The 13,823-nt window shown below is 67.5% G+C and carries 11 protein-coding genes; 1 reads left to right on the forward strand and 10 read right to left on the reverse strand.

Annotation, left to right across the window (positions count from 1 at the left end):
* Nucleotides 1-365 precede the first annotated feature (365 nt).
* Complete coding sequence (locus AC6LKG_RS14875; RefSeq protein ID WP_498165530.1) at nucleotides 366-1,112, forward strand: transposase; 747 nt, start codon at nucleotides 366-368, stop codon at nucleotides 1,110-1,112.
* A gap of 215 nt (nucleotides 1,113-1,327) precedes the next feature.
* Here AC6LKG_RS14875 and AC6LKG_RS14880 read toward each other — a convergent pair whose 3' ends face one another.
* The 10 genes from AC6LKG_RS14880 to AC6LKG_RS14925 form a co-directional block, all read right to left on the reverse strand.
* Nucleotides 1,328-2,161: a symmetrical bis(5'-nucleosyl)-tetraphosphatase gene (locus tag AC6LKG_RS14880; protein WP_498165452.1), complete on the reverse strand. Its 834-nt coding sequence runs from the start codon at nucleotides 2,159-2,161 to the stop codon at nucleotides 1,328-1,330.
* Complete coding sequence (gene lptG / locus AC6LKG_RS14885) at nucleotides 2,158-3,336, reverse strand: LPS export ABC transporter permease LptG (protein WP_498165454.1); 1,179 nt, start codon at nucleotides 3,334-3,336, stop codon at nucleotides 2,158-2,160. Before lptG ends, AC6LKG_RS14880 begins: the two co-directional genes overlap by 4 nt.
* Before the next feature lie 92 nt (nucleotides 3,337-3,428).
* Entirely contained in the window at nucleotides 3,429-4,163 is a 735-nt protein-coding gene (mtgA, locus tag AC6LKG_RS14890) for a monofunctional biosynthetic peptidoglycan transglycosylase (protein ID WP_498165455.1), read from the reverse strand.
* A gap of 4 nt (nucleotides 4,164-4,167) precedes the next feature.
* Nucleotides 4,168-5,031, reverse strand: a complete 864-nt coding sequence (aroE, locus tag AC6LKG_RS14895) for a shikimate dehydrogenase (protein WP_498165456.1) — start codon at nucleotides 5,029-5,031, stop codon at nucleotides 4,168-4,170.
* Complete coding sequence (locus AC6LKG_RS14900) at nucleotides 5,028-5,927, reverse strand: TonB family protein (protein WP_498165458.1); 900 nt, start codon at nucleotides 5,925-5,927, stop codon at nucleotides 5,028-5,030. Before AC6LKG_RS14900 ends, aroE begins: the two co-directional genes overlap by 4 nt.
* Before the next feature lie 38 nt (nucleotides 5,928-5,965).
* Entirely contained in the window at nucleotides 5,966-7,054 is a 1,089-nt protein-coding gene (locus tag AC6LKG_RS14905) for an ABC transporter ATP-binding protein (protein ID WP_498165459.1), read from the reverse strand.
* Nucleotides 7,047-8,825: an ABC transporter permease gene (locus AC6LKG_RS14910; protein ID WP_498165461.1), complete on the reverse strand. Its 1,779-nt coding sequence runs from the start codon at nucleotides 8,823-8,825 to the stop codon at nucleotides 7,047-7,049. The genes AC6LKG_RS14905 and AC6LKG_RS14910 overlap by 8 nt, the downstream gene beginning before the upstream one ends.
* Before the next feature lie 137 nt (nucleotides 8,826-8,962).
* Nucleotides 8,963-10,060, reverse strand: coding sequence for an ABC transporter substrate-binding protein (locus tag AC6LKG_RS14915; protein WP_498165462.1), 1,098 nt, complete (start codon nucleotides 10,058-10,060; stop codon nucleotides 8,963-8,965).
* Nucleotides 10,061-10,247: 187 nt separating this feature from the next.
* Nucleotides 10,248-12,734: a sensor histidine kinase gene (locus AC6LKG_RS14920; protein ID WP_498165464.1), complete on the reverse strand. Its 2,487-nt coding sequence runs from the start codon at nucleotides 12,732-12,734 to the stop codon at nucleotides 10,248-10,250.
* Nucleotides 12,721-13,392, reverse strand: coding sequence for a response regulator transcription factor (locus tag AC6LKG_RS14925; RefSeq protein WP_498165466.1), 672 nt, complete (start codon nucleotides 13,390-13,392; stop codon nucleotides 12,721-12,723). The genes AC6LKG_RS14920 and AC6LKG_RS14925 overlap by 14 nt, the downstream gene beginning before the upstream one ends.
* Nucleotides 13,393-13,823 lie beyond the last annotated feature (431 nt).

Raw genomic sequence — 13,823 nt, forward strand, 5'->3', positions numbered from 1 at the left:
CGTTCGCTCCGGACTTCCCCGGGCTCAACCTCGTTGCCGCCTGGCGGCGGCTGCCTTCGGTTTCCGCCGGGCGCATCTACACGCCCCGCCATCCCCCACCGACCCCGCCACGCGCTCGCGATGAGACGTAATGACGGTCTCAGGGGCGGGCGGTGTGCTTGGCGTTTTGGCGCACAGCGGGGGGTAGGGGAAGGTCTTGCGGGGCCCGCCGCAAGCCGGCCGCGCGGGCGGCCTTTTGCGGCTTACGTGGTGTCTTGCGTCGGGATGATGACGCTCTCGCGTGTGGAAAAGGCCCATCCGACGCGATTGGGGCCTATCCGCAATTTTGTGTGCGGGGCATATCATGAGGACTAAAGATCATGGATATGCCGATGAAGAAGAGACGCACAGCAGCCGCTCAGGCGGCGGCCCGTGGGCCGCTGCCTGAAGTCCCAGCCGAACTGCTGGATCATCTGGTCAAGGGACCGATGACGCCCAGCGAGGTTCAAGACCTGTTCCTGTCGTTCCAGAAGGCGGTGATCGAGCGCACGATGGCCGCCGAGATGAACCTGCATCTGGGCTATCGGCCAGGCGAGGACAAGCCCGAGGGCCAGGCCAACGAGCGCAACGGCGCCAGCGGCAAGACGGTGCTGACCGAGCATGGCCCGGTGCGCGTGGAGCTTCCCCGCGACCGGGACGGCTCCTTCGCCCCGATCCTGATCCCCAAGCACGAACGACGCTTCACCGGGTTCGATGACCGGATCATCGCCATGTACGCCCGGGGCATGAGCGTGCGCGAGATCCAGGCGTTCCTGGCCGAGAGCTACGGCACCGAGGTCTCGCCGGACTTCATCAGCTCGGTCACCGACGAGGTCATGGCCGAGACGATTGCCTGGCAGAACCGGCCGCTGGAGGCGATGTACCCGGACGCCATCGAGAGCTTGAACATGCAATTGCGCAAGATCATCAAGACGCGAGGCCACTTCCCAACGGATGAGGCCGCCATCAAGCTCCTATGGCTGGCGCTACGCAACGTGCTGGCCAAGTCCGTCAGAGCGACCTTCGACTGGAAAGTCGCCATGAACCAGTTTGCTATCCTGTTCGGCGAACGGTTTACTGCGGCCCGGGGATAACAACTTTTAAAACGCCTCGCCCACAAAAATACGGACAGGCTCGTTTGTGCGGAACCATTGGAAAACCGCCCGCCACCCGCGTGCAGCGCACCCGCAACGCGCTCAAATGCACAGACGCCCATCGTGGCCGTCCGCCCGCCCGAGGGGCGACCTACGAAGCAGCCCAAAGAAGCAAAAAAACCAAGGCCCCAGCAACCAGCGCCCCGCAAGCGCCTTCACTCAGACAACGGATCCTGAAACTGCGAACACTTGACCTGCACCAGCTTCCGATCCTGCAACCGCAACGCCGTCAGCGCCCCGCCCCACACGCATCCCGTGTCCAGGCAGATGACATCGGGCCGCAGCATCAGGCCCAGCGTCGACCAATGGCCGAACACCGTCGTCACGTTGCGTGTCGCGCGGTTCGGCACGTCGAACCACGGCACCAGGCCCGGCGGCCAGGCGCCCGGCGCCACCTTGGTGGCGAACTCCATGTGGCCATTCGGCGTGCACAGGCGGATGCGCGTCAGCGCATTGATGATCACCCGCATCCGCTTGCCGCCCTTGTGGTCTTCCTTCCACGTGGCCGGCTCGTTGCCGTACATCTTCTGTAGCGCCTTCTGCCAGTTCGGGCCGCGCAGCGCGTCCTGCACCTCGGCGGCCAGCGACAGCGTCTTGGCCACGTCCCATTTGGCCAGCGTGCCCGCGTGCACCATCAGGTGGTTCTGCTCGAAATGCGCCAGCGGGCGCGAGCGCAGCCAGTCGATCAGGTCGGCCGAATCCGGCGCCCGCAGGATCTCGTCGAGCGTGTCGGACTTGGATGGCTTGCGCACGCCGGCGGCGGCGGCCAGCAAATGCAGGTCGTGGTTGCCCAGCACCACCGTGGCGCGCTCGCCCAGGTCGATGATGCGGCGCAGGGTCGCCAGCGACTGCGGTCCGCGATTGACCAGATCCCCGGCGAACCAGAAGCGCGATTGCGGGTCGCCGACCAGATCGGGATGGGACAGCAAGCGATCCAGCGGCGAGCAGCAACCTTGCACGTCGCCGATCATCCAGATACTGCCGTTCATGCGGGACTCTTGCTCCAGGGCCAACGTTGTTGGACGATGCGGGTGATGGTGTGGCGGTATTCCATGTAGCTCATGGCGCCCAGCGCCAGCGCCATGGCGCCGATGTTCGGCCCCAGGGCAGTGAGCCAGGGTGGCCACTTGCCCAGCATGCCGACGTTCAGCGCCAACTGGTTGAGCATGAAGAAGCCCACGCCCAGCAGGATGCCGATGAACACCTTGGCGCCCACGCCACCGCGGCGAGTCTGCATCAGGCCGATGGGGGCGGCGATGGTGATCATCACCAGCAACGTGAACGGATACGCCAGTTTGCGCCATAAAGCGACGACCTGTCGACCGTATTGCAATTGGTTGTTGCGCAAATAATCCACGTAGTCCAGCAGCGTCACGATCGACATGCGCTCGGGCGTCAGCACACGGGCCAGCAGCCGTTCGGCGTTCAGGGTGGTGTCGACCGTGCGCTCGGGCACCTTGACCACCACCGCCGGGGGATTCTTCGGCGGGCGGGCGTCGGCAAGCGCCTCGGCGGCCTTGTCGTCCAGCCGGGTCTCGGACACGTCCTTGAGCACCAGGTCGCCGTGGGCGAACAGGCCGGTGGGGGCGGTCGACAGCACCGACAGGGTCAGGTCTTTCTTGAATTCGTACAGGGTGATGCCGGTGACCTGGCCATCGCCCTTGAGCTCGGCGATGTTGATGATGCGGGTGCCGCCGTTGGCGGTCGGTTCCTTGAACCAGTAGCCGCTGTTCAGGCGGTCGCCGCCGGCCTTGCCGCGGAACATCAGATTGGCCTCGCCGGACTTCATCTCGGCCCAGGGGGTGACGTATTCCGACAACAGGGCGGCGCCGATCATCAGCGGGATGGTGACGATCCAGAGCATGCGCAGCAGGCGCATGCCGCTCACACCCGATACCCGCAGGATCACCAGCTCGTTGCGTTGGGCCAGGCCGGCCAGCGCCAGGATGGCGCCGATCAGCAGGCCGATGGGCAACAGGTCGTAGAGGCGGGTCGGGATGGCCAGCGCCTGCATGTACAGCAGCGCCATCATGGAGAACTTGTCGCCCACGTTGTCCAGGTCGTCGACCAGCGCGAAGAACGTGAAAAGGCCCAGCAGGGCCAGGAGGACCACTGCGCAAGAGCGATAGATCTCGCGGGCCAGGTAGCGACGTGCGGTACGCATGAAAAAGGGCGAAGAAGCGCTAAACGTGAAAGCTTAACAAATCCGGCCGGCCGGGGTGGGCCGGCATGCGCCCGGGGCGGCCGGCCGGTGTATCAGGGGATGTCGACCAGCCGCATCCGCCGGGTCAGGGTGTAGACGCGGGAATTCAGGTAATTGGAGTTGCGGTGGCTGTCATAGAAGCGGGGATTGGGCAGCATGGCCGCCAGCCGCGCCGACTGGCTGGTGCCCAGATTGGCCGCCGGCACGTTGAAATAATGCTTGGCCGCCGCCTGGGCGCCGAACACGCCGGTGCCCCATTCCGCCACATTCAGGTACAGCTCGAGGATGCGCTCCTTGGTCATGACGTGTTCGATCATGTAGGTCAGCACCAGTTCCTGGCCCTTGCGCAGGTAGCTGCGGGAGCTGGACAGGAACAGGTTCTTGGCCAACTGCTGGGTGATGGTCGAGCCGCCGCGCATCTTGCTGCGCCCGGCCGCCTCCTGTTTCTGGTTGTATTCCCAGGCCTTGCGGATGGCGTCCCATTCGACGCCGTCATGTTCGGTGAAGTTCGAATCCTCGGACGCCACCACGGCCAGCTTCAGGTTGCGGCTGATCCTGTCATAGGGCACCCATTCGTATTTCAACTGGAAATCCGGGTTGCCATCGCGCAGGCGCGACAGTTCCTCGCGCATGATCGCGCTGCTGCCAGGGTTCTGGTAGTTGTACCAGACCACCAGTCCGAACAGCCAGAACTGGTACAGCAGGACCGCGCACGCCAGTGCCATCAGCGTGCCCGTGATGATCCGGAACCAGGAGCGGCGCTTGCCGCTCTTGCCGCGGGCGGCCATGGCCTTAGTTCCCGGCCATGAGCGCCTCGCGCAGCGCGGCCAGCACCGGGGCGGGGTCGGGCCGCACGCCGTGCCAGATGAAGAAGCTCTCGGCCGCCTGGCCCACCAGCATGCCCAGGCCGTCGGCGGCCAGGGCGGCGCCATCCTGCCGGGCCTGGCGCATGAACGCCGTCGGCTGCGCGCCGTACATCATGTCGTAGGCGACGGCGCCTTCGGCGTACAGGCCGGCGGGCAGGTCGGGGGCGGCATCCTGCAGTCCGCTGGCGGTGGCGTTGATGACCAGGTTCCAGCCGCCGGACCGGGCGGCGTCGGCCAGGCCGCCGGCGGTGACCCGGGTCTGCGGTTCGGCGCCGGTCTCGCGCCAGCCGTCGGCCAGCTCCAGCGCCCGGGCGGCGGTGCGGTTGACGATATGGATGCCGGCGCAGCCGGCTTGCGCCAGGGGTTGCAGCACGCCCCGGGCGGCGCCGCCCGCGCCCACCAGCAGCACCGAGGCGCCGTTCAGGCGCACGCCCAGGCGCAGCAGGTCGGAGACCAGGCCGACGCCATCGGTGTTGCAGCCGTGCCAGGCGCCGTCGCGCCACGACAGGGTGTTGACCGCGCCAGCCAGCCGGGCGCGGCTGGACAGGTGTTCCGAGGCCAGCGCATAGGCGTCCTGCTTGAACGGCACCGTCACATTCAGGCCCAGGCCGCCCTCGGCGGCAAAGGCGGCCACGGCCTCACTGAAGCCGTCCAGCGGCGCCAGCAGGCGCTCGTAGCTGAGCGGCTTGCCGGTCTGGCGGGAAAACAGCGCGTGGATCTGCGGCGAGCGGCTGTGCGCGATGGGGTTGCCGATCACGGCATAGCGGGCAAGAGGGGGCGCCTCGGTCATGGGGCTTCGGTTTCCAGGGTGTCGTTGACGAAATGCCAGGTGCGGGTGATGACCAGCACGTCGGCGTCGCGCGCGATCTCGGGCGGGAACGGCGGGAACGGCGCGGCCAGTTGCACGATGCGGCGCGCGGCCTGGTTCAGCACCGCGTGGGGCGAGGGCTGGTCGATTTCGACATTGGCGATGCTGCCGTCGGCGCGCACCGAGACGGTGATGCGCAGCGAACCATAGATGCGGCCGCGCGCTTCGTCCGGATAGTGCTGGGTGCCGACGGTTTCGATGCGGGTACGCCAGGCGTCCAGATAGGCGGCATAGCGCGAGGCCTCGGCCGAGGGCGCCACGAATTGCTTGCGCGGTTCGGCGCTGTACTGCTGGACTTTGGCCGCCAGGGCCGCGACCTGGGCATTCTGGATGACGCTGGCCTGGTCTTCGGTGTCCTGGCCGCGTTCGTTGCCGTCGGGCCAGGGATTGACGGCCTGGCGCTCGGCGCCGGCCTTGTCGGCTGCCCGCAACTGGGTCATCAGGCGGGCCTGTTCCGCCTCGAGCTGGACCTGGCGCTGGCGCATGGCCTCCAGCACGATGGTTTCGGCCGAGGCGCCGGTGCGGGGCAGCGGGGTGGTGGCCAGGCCGCGTTCGGCATTGCCGCCGCCGCTCATCTGGTTCTGCGCCTGGGCGCGCGGTGTGTCGGGCGCAGTCTCGCTGCGCGCGTTGAGCAGCACGATTTCCAGGCTGGTGGCGGGCGGGCGCGACAGGGCCGGCGCGCCGAAGCGCCATGCCAGCGCGCCAGCGTGCACCAACAGCGAAATTGCGATGCCGATGCGCAGGTAGTGCTGGGCGGGCGCGGCCAGCCACCGCAGCGGCCGGCTCAGCGGGGAGGGGGAGTCAGCGAGGCGTTGCACGCACGCATTGTAGAGCCACTCCGCCCGCCGCCGTCACCTTACTTCGATGGGCGCGGGAACACCCAGACCTTGTCGGCCGGCAGTGCCAGGCGGCAGAGCGCGGGTTCGCGGCCCTCGGGGCCGTAGGCGCGCAGCGCCAGGGTGTCGGCCGGGTCCGCGTCGGGGGTGCGGAACAGGTATTCCCAGCGGTCGCCCAGGTACATGCTGGTCAGCAGCGGCATGTCGATGTGGTTGCCGTCGGGATCGTCCGCCAGGCGGACCTGTTCGACCCGGATCACGGCGGTGGCGTCCTGGCCCGCGGCCACGCCTTGGCCGGCTTTGCCCCACAGCGCCCAGCCACGGCCCTCGATGCGGGCGCGGCCGTCACGCACTTCAGTGACCTTGCCGTCCAGGCGGTTGTTGCTGCCCATGAATTCGGCGGTGAACAGCGTCGTCGGCGCGCCATACATCTCCTGCGGCGTGCCCTGTTGCTCGATCTTGCCATTGTTCAGCAGCAGGATGCGGTCGGAAATGGCCATGGCTTCGCTCTGGTCATGCGTCACCATCAACGCCGACAGGCCCAGGCGGATGATCAGCTCGCGCAGGAAGGCGCGGGCCTCCTCGCGCAGCTTGGCGTCCAGGTTGGACAGCGGCTCGTCCAGCAGGATCACGGGCGGGCTGTACACCAGGGCGCGGCCGATGGCCACGCGCTGCTGCTGGCCGCCGGACAGCGCGTGCGGATGGCGCTGGCCGAGCTTGCCCAGGCCGAGTTGGTCCAGCACCGCCTGCACGCGTTCGCGCACTTCGCCGGAGGGCACCTTGCGCAGCTTGAGCGGGTAGGCGACGTTGTCGAACACCGTCTTGTGCGGCCACAGCGCATAAGACTGGAACACCAGGCCGAGATTGCGCTCTTCGGCCGGGATCTCCTGGCGCGCGGCGCCGTCGTAGACGGTGCGATCGCCGATGGTGATGCGGCCGCGCTTGGGGCCTTCCAGGCCGGCCACGGCGCGCAGCAGGGTGGTCTTGCCGCTGCCCGAGGGCCCCAGCAGCGACACCACTTCGCCCTGGCGCAGTTGCATCGACACGCCCTTGAGCACCGGGTTGTCGCCGTAGTCCAGGTGCAGGTCTTCTACAGAAAGCTCAATCATGAAGTTTGACTCCGAATCGCAGGGCGATGCCCAGGCCGATCACGACCAGAACGATATTGATGAAGGAAAGCGCGGCCACGATGTCGATGGCGCCCGAGGCCCACAGTGACACCAGCATCGAGCCGATGGTTTCGGTGCCGGGCGACAGCAGGTAGACGCCGGTGGAGTATTCGCGCTCGAAAATCAGGAACATCAGCAGCCACGAACCGATCAGCCCGTACTTGGCCAGCGGCACCGTGACGTGGCGCGTGACCTGGCCGCGGCGCGCGCCGGCGCTGCGGGCGGCTTCTTCCAGTTCGGGGCCCACCTGCAGCAGCGTCGACGAGATCAGCCGCAGGCCGTAGGCCATCCACACCACCGTGTAGGCCAGCCACACGCTGAAGATGGTGCTGCGCATCGACCGCAGCCATTCGACGAAGTTCTCGCGCGCCCAGTCGGCGAACGGCAGGCCCGACAGCCAGCCGCCCAGGTCGGCGTCGAGCGCGTTGTCCAGCCACATCGGCACGAACAGGAACACCCACAGGAACGCCAGGCCCGCCAGCAGGCCGGGCACGGCGCGCGGCACCAGCACGCTGTAGTCCATGAAGCGCGTGACGTTGTCCGGCTTGCGGTGCATGGCCAGGCCGACGAAGGTGTAGCAGATCACCGCCAGCGCGCCGCCGAAGACGCCGATGGCCACCGAATTGACGATCGCGCGCATCAGGTTGGGTTGCGAGAACACCGTGCGGAACGCGTCCAGCGAAAGTACGTCGAACAGCGACACGCCCAGGCCCCAGTTGGACACGAAGGCGCGCAGCAGCACGCCCAGCAGCGGCACCACGATGGTGACCAGCAGCCAGAACGCGACCACCGCGCCGGCCACCCAGCGCCACTTGCCCAGCGGCAGCGGGCGCGCGCGCGAGGCCTTGCCCTTGACGGTGACGAAGCGGTTGGCGGTGCGCATCAGGCGGCGTTGCAGCATGACCAGGGGGATCGTCATGCAGATCAGCACCACGGCCACCGCGGCCATCAGGTGGTACGAGGGAATGCCGAGCTTGTTGGTCAACTTGTAGAGATACGTCGCCAGCACCAGGTTGCCTTCCGGGTCACCCAGAACCAGCACCAGGCCGAACACCTCCAGGCCCAGGAAGAACAGCAGCACGGTGGCATACAGCATGGCCGGCCGCACCATGGGCAGGCTCACCGACATCATCACGCGCAACGGCGAGGCGCCGCTGACGCGCGCCGCCTCTTCGACGTCCGAGCCCATGCTGCGCAGCGCCGACGAAATGTACAGGTAGGCATGCGGCACGTGCGTCAGGCCGGCGATGATGACGATGCTGGTCAACGAATACACGTTCCAGGGCACGAAGCCGAGGATGTTCTGCACCCAGGTCGAGAAAAAGCCCACCGGCCCCGCCGCCACCACGTAGCCGAAGCCCAGCACCATCGGCGAGACGAAGATCGGCACCAGGATGAGCGGTTCGATCCAGCGCCGTCCCGGCAGGTCGGTGCGGATCATCAGAAACGCCAGCATGCCGCCCAGCGGAATGGCGATGACGGCCAGTCCGAACGCCAGGATGAAGCCGCTTCTCAGGGCCTTGTAGAAATCGGGGTCCGCGAAGATGAAGCGGAACGCGTCCAGGCTGAAGACCTTGGACGGCGAAAAGAAGGGCGCGGAGAGAAAGCTCTGGACGATGATGAACGACAGCGGCACATAGATGGCCAAGGCTGTGATCAGCACCACCACGCCGCGTGGCAGGGACTGCCATTTTCTGCGCAATGACTGCATGGGGAAATCCTGTTATCTCGATAGACGCGGGTCGTGCATACCCATCGGCCACGGGCGGCCTGGCGGGCGGCGGCGCGATGCCCTCCCGCGTGCTTGCGGCCGGGGGCGCGAGGCCCCCGGCTGTACCGGCGACAGCCTTACTTGCCTGCGGCGGCGCGCCAGTCCTTGATGAACTGCAGGCGCTTGTTCTGCTCCAGGTAGTCGAGCAGCGTTTCGTTGACCGGGATCGGTTTGAGCGAGGCGCCCAGCTTCTTGGTCATGCCATCGACGTCGTTGTCGCCCTCGATGTCGTCACGCACCGAGGCCAGGTCGGCCTGGTTGGCCATGATTTCCTGGCCCTTCTGCGACAGCAGGTAGTCCATCCACAGCTTGGCGGCGTTGCGGTTCTTGGCCTTCTTGCTAATGAAGGCCACGCGCGACAGCACCAGCGCATAATCAGTCGGATAGGCCACGCCCAGCGATGGATCGGTCTTGGCGCGGGTCTCGGCGTACGAGCCCAGGATGTTGTAGCCGATCAGGTTCTCGCCCGACGACACGCGTTCCATCATGGTGCCGGTGGACGATTGCACCACCAGGCCGCCCTTGGCGATGTCCTTGAGCGTGTCGAAGTACTTGGGATCGTTCTTGCTGTCCTGCACCGCCAGCATGAACCCCACCGCCGATTTCTCGATATCGTAGGTGGTGACTTTGTTCTTGAACTTGTCGGGCTGGCTGGCGATCAGCTTGGCCAGGGCGCCGTGCGTGGTCGGCACTTCGCTGGCGGGCACCAGGCGCTTGTTGTAGATGAACACCGCAGGTTCGTAGGTGGTGCCGTAGGCCGAATCCTTCCACACCGCCCAGGCCGGCAACTTGGCCACCTCGGGCGATTTGTATTTCAGCGCGTAGTCGGTGGCCAGCTTGAGGGCCGAGTCCATCGACGAGCTCCAGACGATGTCGCCGCTGCTGCCGCCCGCCGCCTGTTCGCTGATGTAGCGGTTGTACAGCTCCGTGCTGTTCATGTCGTTATATTCGACCTTGATGCCCGGGTACAGCGCCTCGAAGCCCTTGATGATGGGGCCGGCGGCCTTGGTGTCGGTGGTCGAGTAGATCACGACCTTGCCTTCCTTCTTGGCGCCGTCGAGGATCTTCTGATAATCGGCCGGGTAGCCCGCGGGAACCGTTTGGGCGTGGGCGCTGCCGGCGGCGATGGCGAATGCAGCGGCGCAGGCGGCCGCCAGTCTGGACTTGGCAAGCATGTCTTGTCTCCGTTTGGAATTGGTATTGGCAGGCGCAGGGGCCTGCTTGGCGCCCATCTTAGGATTCGGCGTCTGTCGTCGTCCTGTCATGGGACGATAGTGGCGATAGGGGTAATCCCGGTGTCTGCAGCGGGGCGCGGGGCAGATGGCCCGCCGGCGAAACGGGGCGGGAAGCGGCCGCCGCGCCCTACGGCCGTTCAGGCGTGTCGGTGACCAGCCGGATCCAGTTCTGCACGAAGCGCGAATGGCGCCGCTGGTCCAGCCCCACCAGCAGCGCCGGCGACAGCACCACCGGCTGGACGATGCCCTGCGAGCGCGCCAGCACCGCCTCCGAGGTCCAGCGGCCGGGCGTGTCTTCCATGATCGACCCCAGCGCCGCGTGGCTCGAAGCCACTTGCTGGCCGGCCGGCGACAGCAGCCAGTCGACCAGCGCGCGGCCCAGGTCCGGGTTCGGGGCGCGCCGCGCGATCAGCACCGAGCGCGCCAGCACCAGCACATAGTCCTGCGGAAACACCACGCCGATTTTCGCGCCCGCGGCCTGGCGCGACAGTGCGTACGAACCGAGGACGTTGTAGCCCAGGTCCATCTCGTCGTTCTCGATGGCATCGAGCAATTCGGCGCTGGTGGCCGACAGCCGCACGCCGACCTGGCCGAAGGCGTTGGCCAGGCCCCAGAAGTTCGACGACACCAGTTCATCCTGTTCCGCCATCAGGTAGCCCACGCTGCTGCGCGAGATGTCATAGGTGCCGACCCGGCCGTGCAGCCGGGCGCGGTCGTGTTCGAGCGTGCGCAGCAGGTCCTGGCGCGAGCGCGGCACGGTGGCCTCGGTGTAGCGCTTGGGGTTGTAGACGATCACGGCCGGCTCGAAAGTGAAACCATAGACTTCATTGCGCCATACCGCCCAGGACGGCAGCCTGGCCGCATAGGGCGAGGCGTAGCGCTGGGCGTAGCCGTCGTTGGCCAGGCGGATCTGCAAGTCCGAAGCCGAGCTCATCAGCACGTCCACGTCCTTGAGCCGGTCCTCGATGGCGGCCTCGTACAGTTCGCGGCTGCCCATTTCCCGGTACACCACGGTCACGTCGGGGCGCTGGGCCTGGAAGCCGAGGATCAGCGGCGCCACCACCGGGGTGTCGGTGGGGCCGGCGATGGTGAGCACGCGCGACGATGGTTGCGGCGCCGGGTAGCGGGTCACGATCTCCGCGCTATCCGCCGCGCGCACCGCGCCGGGGGCCGTGCCCAGCAACACCAGCATCGCGCCGGCGGCGGCGAGCCATGCGGCCATCGCGCGGCCGGCTCGCTGGCGCGCCAGCGGCAGGATGACGCGCGCCGACAGTCCGCCGCCGGGCCGGTCTTGCAGCCATAGCGAACCGCCATGCGCCACGGCCACCGAGCGCACGATGGCCAGGCCCAGGCCGGAACCGGGCAGCGATTCGCCGGTGCGGCCGCGGGTGAAGCGCTGCTGCACGGCATCCTTTTCGTCGTCGGCGATGCCGGGCCCGCGGTCGGACACCGTCAAGGCTACGCGGTAGCCCGCCACGGGTGTGGCCTGGATATCGACGGTGCCGTCGGGTGCATAGCGCAGGGCGTTGTCGACCAGGTTGCGCAGCATCTCCCGCAGCGCCACGCGGTCGCCGGCGATGCGGGCACGCCGCACGGCCGGCGCGATCTCGATGCGCAGGCGCCTTGCTTCCAGCGGACCGATGCGGCGGCGGGTTTCGTTGATGGTCTCGGCTACGCCCACCGGCGCGCGCGCGCCCTTGCCCAGGCGATGGGTGATGGTGGCATCCATCAGCAGCTGGTTGATGAGCTGGCTGGCGTGGGTGGCGTTCTGGTGGATGCGGCCAAGGCGCTCGTGCAGCCGCTTGGGATCGGCTTCGTCCAGCGCCACTTCGGCCTGCGCCCGCAGCGAGGCCAGCGGGGTGCGCACCTGGTGCGCGGCATCGGCGACCAGGGTGTTCAGGGTATCCATGAGGCCCGACAGACGTTGCATGAAGGCGTTCAGGGCCTCGACCAGCCGCCGCACCTCGGTCGGCACGGGTGTGACCAGCGGCGCCAGGTCGTCCGGCGCCCGCCGCCGCAATTCGCGCTCGACCACGGCCAGGGGCGCGAACGCGCGCTGCACGCCGAACCACAGCAGGCCCAGCGCCACCAGCGACACGACGACCAGCGGCAGCACGCTGCGGCCCAGGATCTCATCGGCGAGCGCCTCGCGCGATCCCAGCGTTTCCGCCACCCGCACGGTGACCCAGCCGGCATGTCGGCTGGCCGATACCAGACGGCCGACGGTGGCGACGCGCACGGGTTCATCGTGATAGCGTAGATAGGCGAACACCGGCGTGGCCGACTGGGCCAGCGGCAGGCCGGGCGCCAGGTCCGCATAGCCAGTGATGAGCCGACCGTTGGAGGCGCGGGCTTCGTAGAACACCCGTTCGCTGCCCGACAGCATGGCCAGGGACGACACGGGCGGTTCGACGGTGACGCCGTTGTCCTCGATCTGCACCGAGCCGGCAATGGTCAGCGCCGACGCCGCCAGCAACCGGTCGAAGGCCTGCTCGGCGGCGCGCTGGGCATAGCCGCGCAGGAAGAACACCAGGCCGATCAGTGCGCAGGCCAGCAGCACCGCGCCCAGCGTGAAGACGCGGCGGCGGATGGAGAAGCTTTCAGGCAGGCTCATGACTGCGGGCCTGGTAGCCGACGCCGCGCACGGTGACAATATCGATGGACGCGCCGGCCAGCTTCTTGCGCAGCCGCGAGATCAGCAGTTCCAGCGCGTTGAGCGAGCCATCGTCCAGGTCGAAAAGCTGGTTCATGAGCCGCTCCTTGGCGACGGTCTGGCCCAGTTTTCCCAGCAGGATCTCCAGCAAGCGGAACTCGCGCCGGCCCAGTTCCAGCGGCGCGCCGGCGAGCATGACGTGGCGGTTGGCCAGGTCCAGGCTCAGGTTGCCATAGGCGGTGACACTGCTGGTCTGTCCGGCGGGTCGCCGCAGCAGGGCGCGCAGCCGCGCCTCCAGTTCGCGCAGGTCGAAAGGCTTGACGAGGTAGTCGTCGGCGCCCAGGTCGAGCATGTCGATCTTGTCTTCGATCTCGGAACGCGCGGTCATGACGAGCACAGGCGCTTCCAGCCCGGCGGCGCGCAGTTCGCGGATGACGCTGAAGCCGTCCTTGCCGGGCAGGTTGATGTCCAGCACCAGCGCATCCCAGGTTTCGTCCAGCCCCCAGCGCAGCGCGGCCACGCCATCACGCACCCATTGCACGCTATGGCCCGCCGAGCGCAGCTTGCTTTCCACGGCATCGCCCAGGTCGAGGTTGTCCTCAACCAGCAGAATGCGCATGTCCGTCCTCCGATATCGATTGTGATTTTTTCGGGAGTTTAACGGGAGGCTTTGATGCTGTCGCTGTCGTGGGGGCGGTGGTGTTCTTTTGGCCGCCCGTGGCGTCGGCGGCCGGCGGGGCGCGGGGCTACGATTGCGGTCCGGAGCGTTCGCTCCGGACTTGCCTAGGCGGCCCCCCCGTCCTCAACCTCGTCCGCCTTCGGCTCCCTACGGTTTCCCTCGGGCGCATCTACACGCCCCGCGCCCCACCGGCCGCCGCTGCCACGGGCTACAGCGTGATCACTGCACCGGCGCGGGGGCGAATCGTGTGCTTGGCGTTTTGGTGGAAGACCGAGTCGGGACGGAAGATTTTCCGGAGCCGCCAAAACCGGCCGCATCAAGCTCAAGCTAAAAGGCCTGAGCCCGGTGCAGTACCGTGCTCAGGCCTTCGG

The organism is Achromobacter sp. 46006, from assembly GCF_059761975.1.

What these genes read in the sequence shown, in the direction of transcription:
- AC6LKG_RS14910 (WP_498165461.1), bottom strand. Translation starts at nt 8,825, where the DNA reads ATGCAGTCATTGCGCAGAAAATGGCAGTCCCTGCCACGCGGCGTGGTG.
- AC6LKG_RS14880 (WP_498165452.1), bottom strand. Translation starts at nt 2,161, where the DNA reads ATGAACGGCAGTATCTGGATGATCGGCGACGTGCAAGGTTGCTGCTCG.
- mtgA (WP_498165455.1), bottom strand. Translation starts at nt 4,163, where the DNA reads ATGGCCGCCCGCGGCAAGAGCGGCAAGCGCCGCTCCTGGTTCCGGATC.
- lptG (WP_498165454.1), bottom strand. Translation starts at nt 3,336, where the DNA reads ATGCGTACCGCACGTCGCTACCTGGCCCGCGAGATCTATCGCTCTTGC.
- AC6LKG_RS14905 (WP_498165459.1), bottom strand. Translation starts at nt 7,054, where the DNA reads ATGATTGAGCTTTCTGTAGAAGACCTGCACCTGGACTACGGCGACAAC.
- AC6LKG_RS14915 (WP_498165462.1), bottom strand. Translation starts at nt 10,060, where the DNA reads ATGCTTGCCAAGTCCAGACTGGCGGCCGCCTGCGCCGCTGCATTCGCC.
- AC6LKG_RS14920 (WP_498165464.1), bottom strand. Translation starts at nt 12,734, where the DNA reads ATGAGCCTGCCTGAAAGCTTCTCCATCCGCCGCCGCGTCTTCACGCTG.
- AC6LKG_RS14925 (WP_498165466.1), bottom strand. Translation starts at nt 13,392, where the DNA reads ATGCGCATTCTGCTGGTTGAGGACAACCTCGACCTGGGCGATGCCGTG.
- AC6LKG_RS14875 (WP_498165530.1), top strand. Translation starts at nt 366, where the DNA reads ATGCCGATGAAGAAGAGACGCACAGCAGCCGCTCAGGCGGCGGCCCGT.
- aroE (WP_498165456.1), bottom strand. Translation starts at nt 5,031, where the DNA reads ATGACCGAGGCGCCCCCTCTTGCCCGCTATGCCGTGATCGGCAACCCC.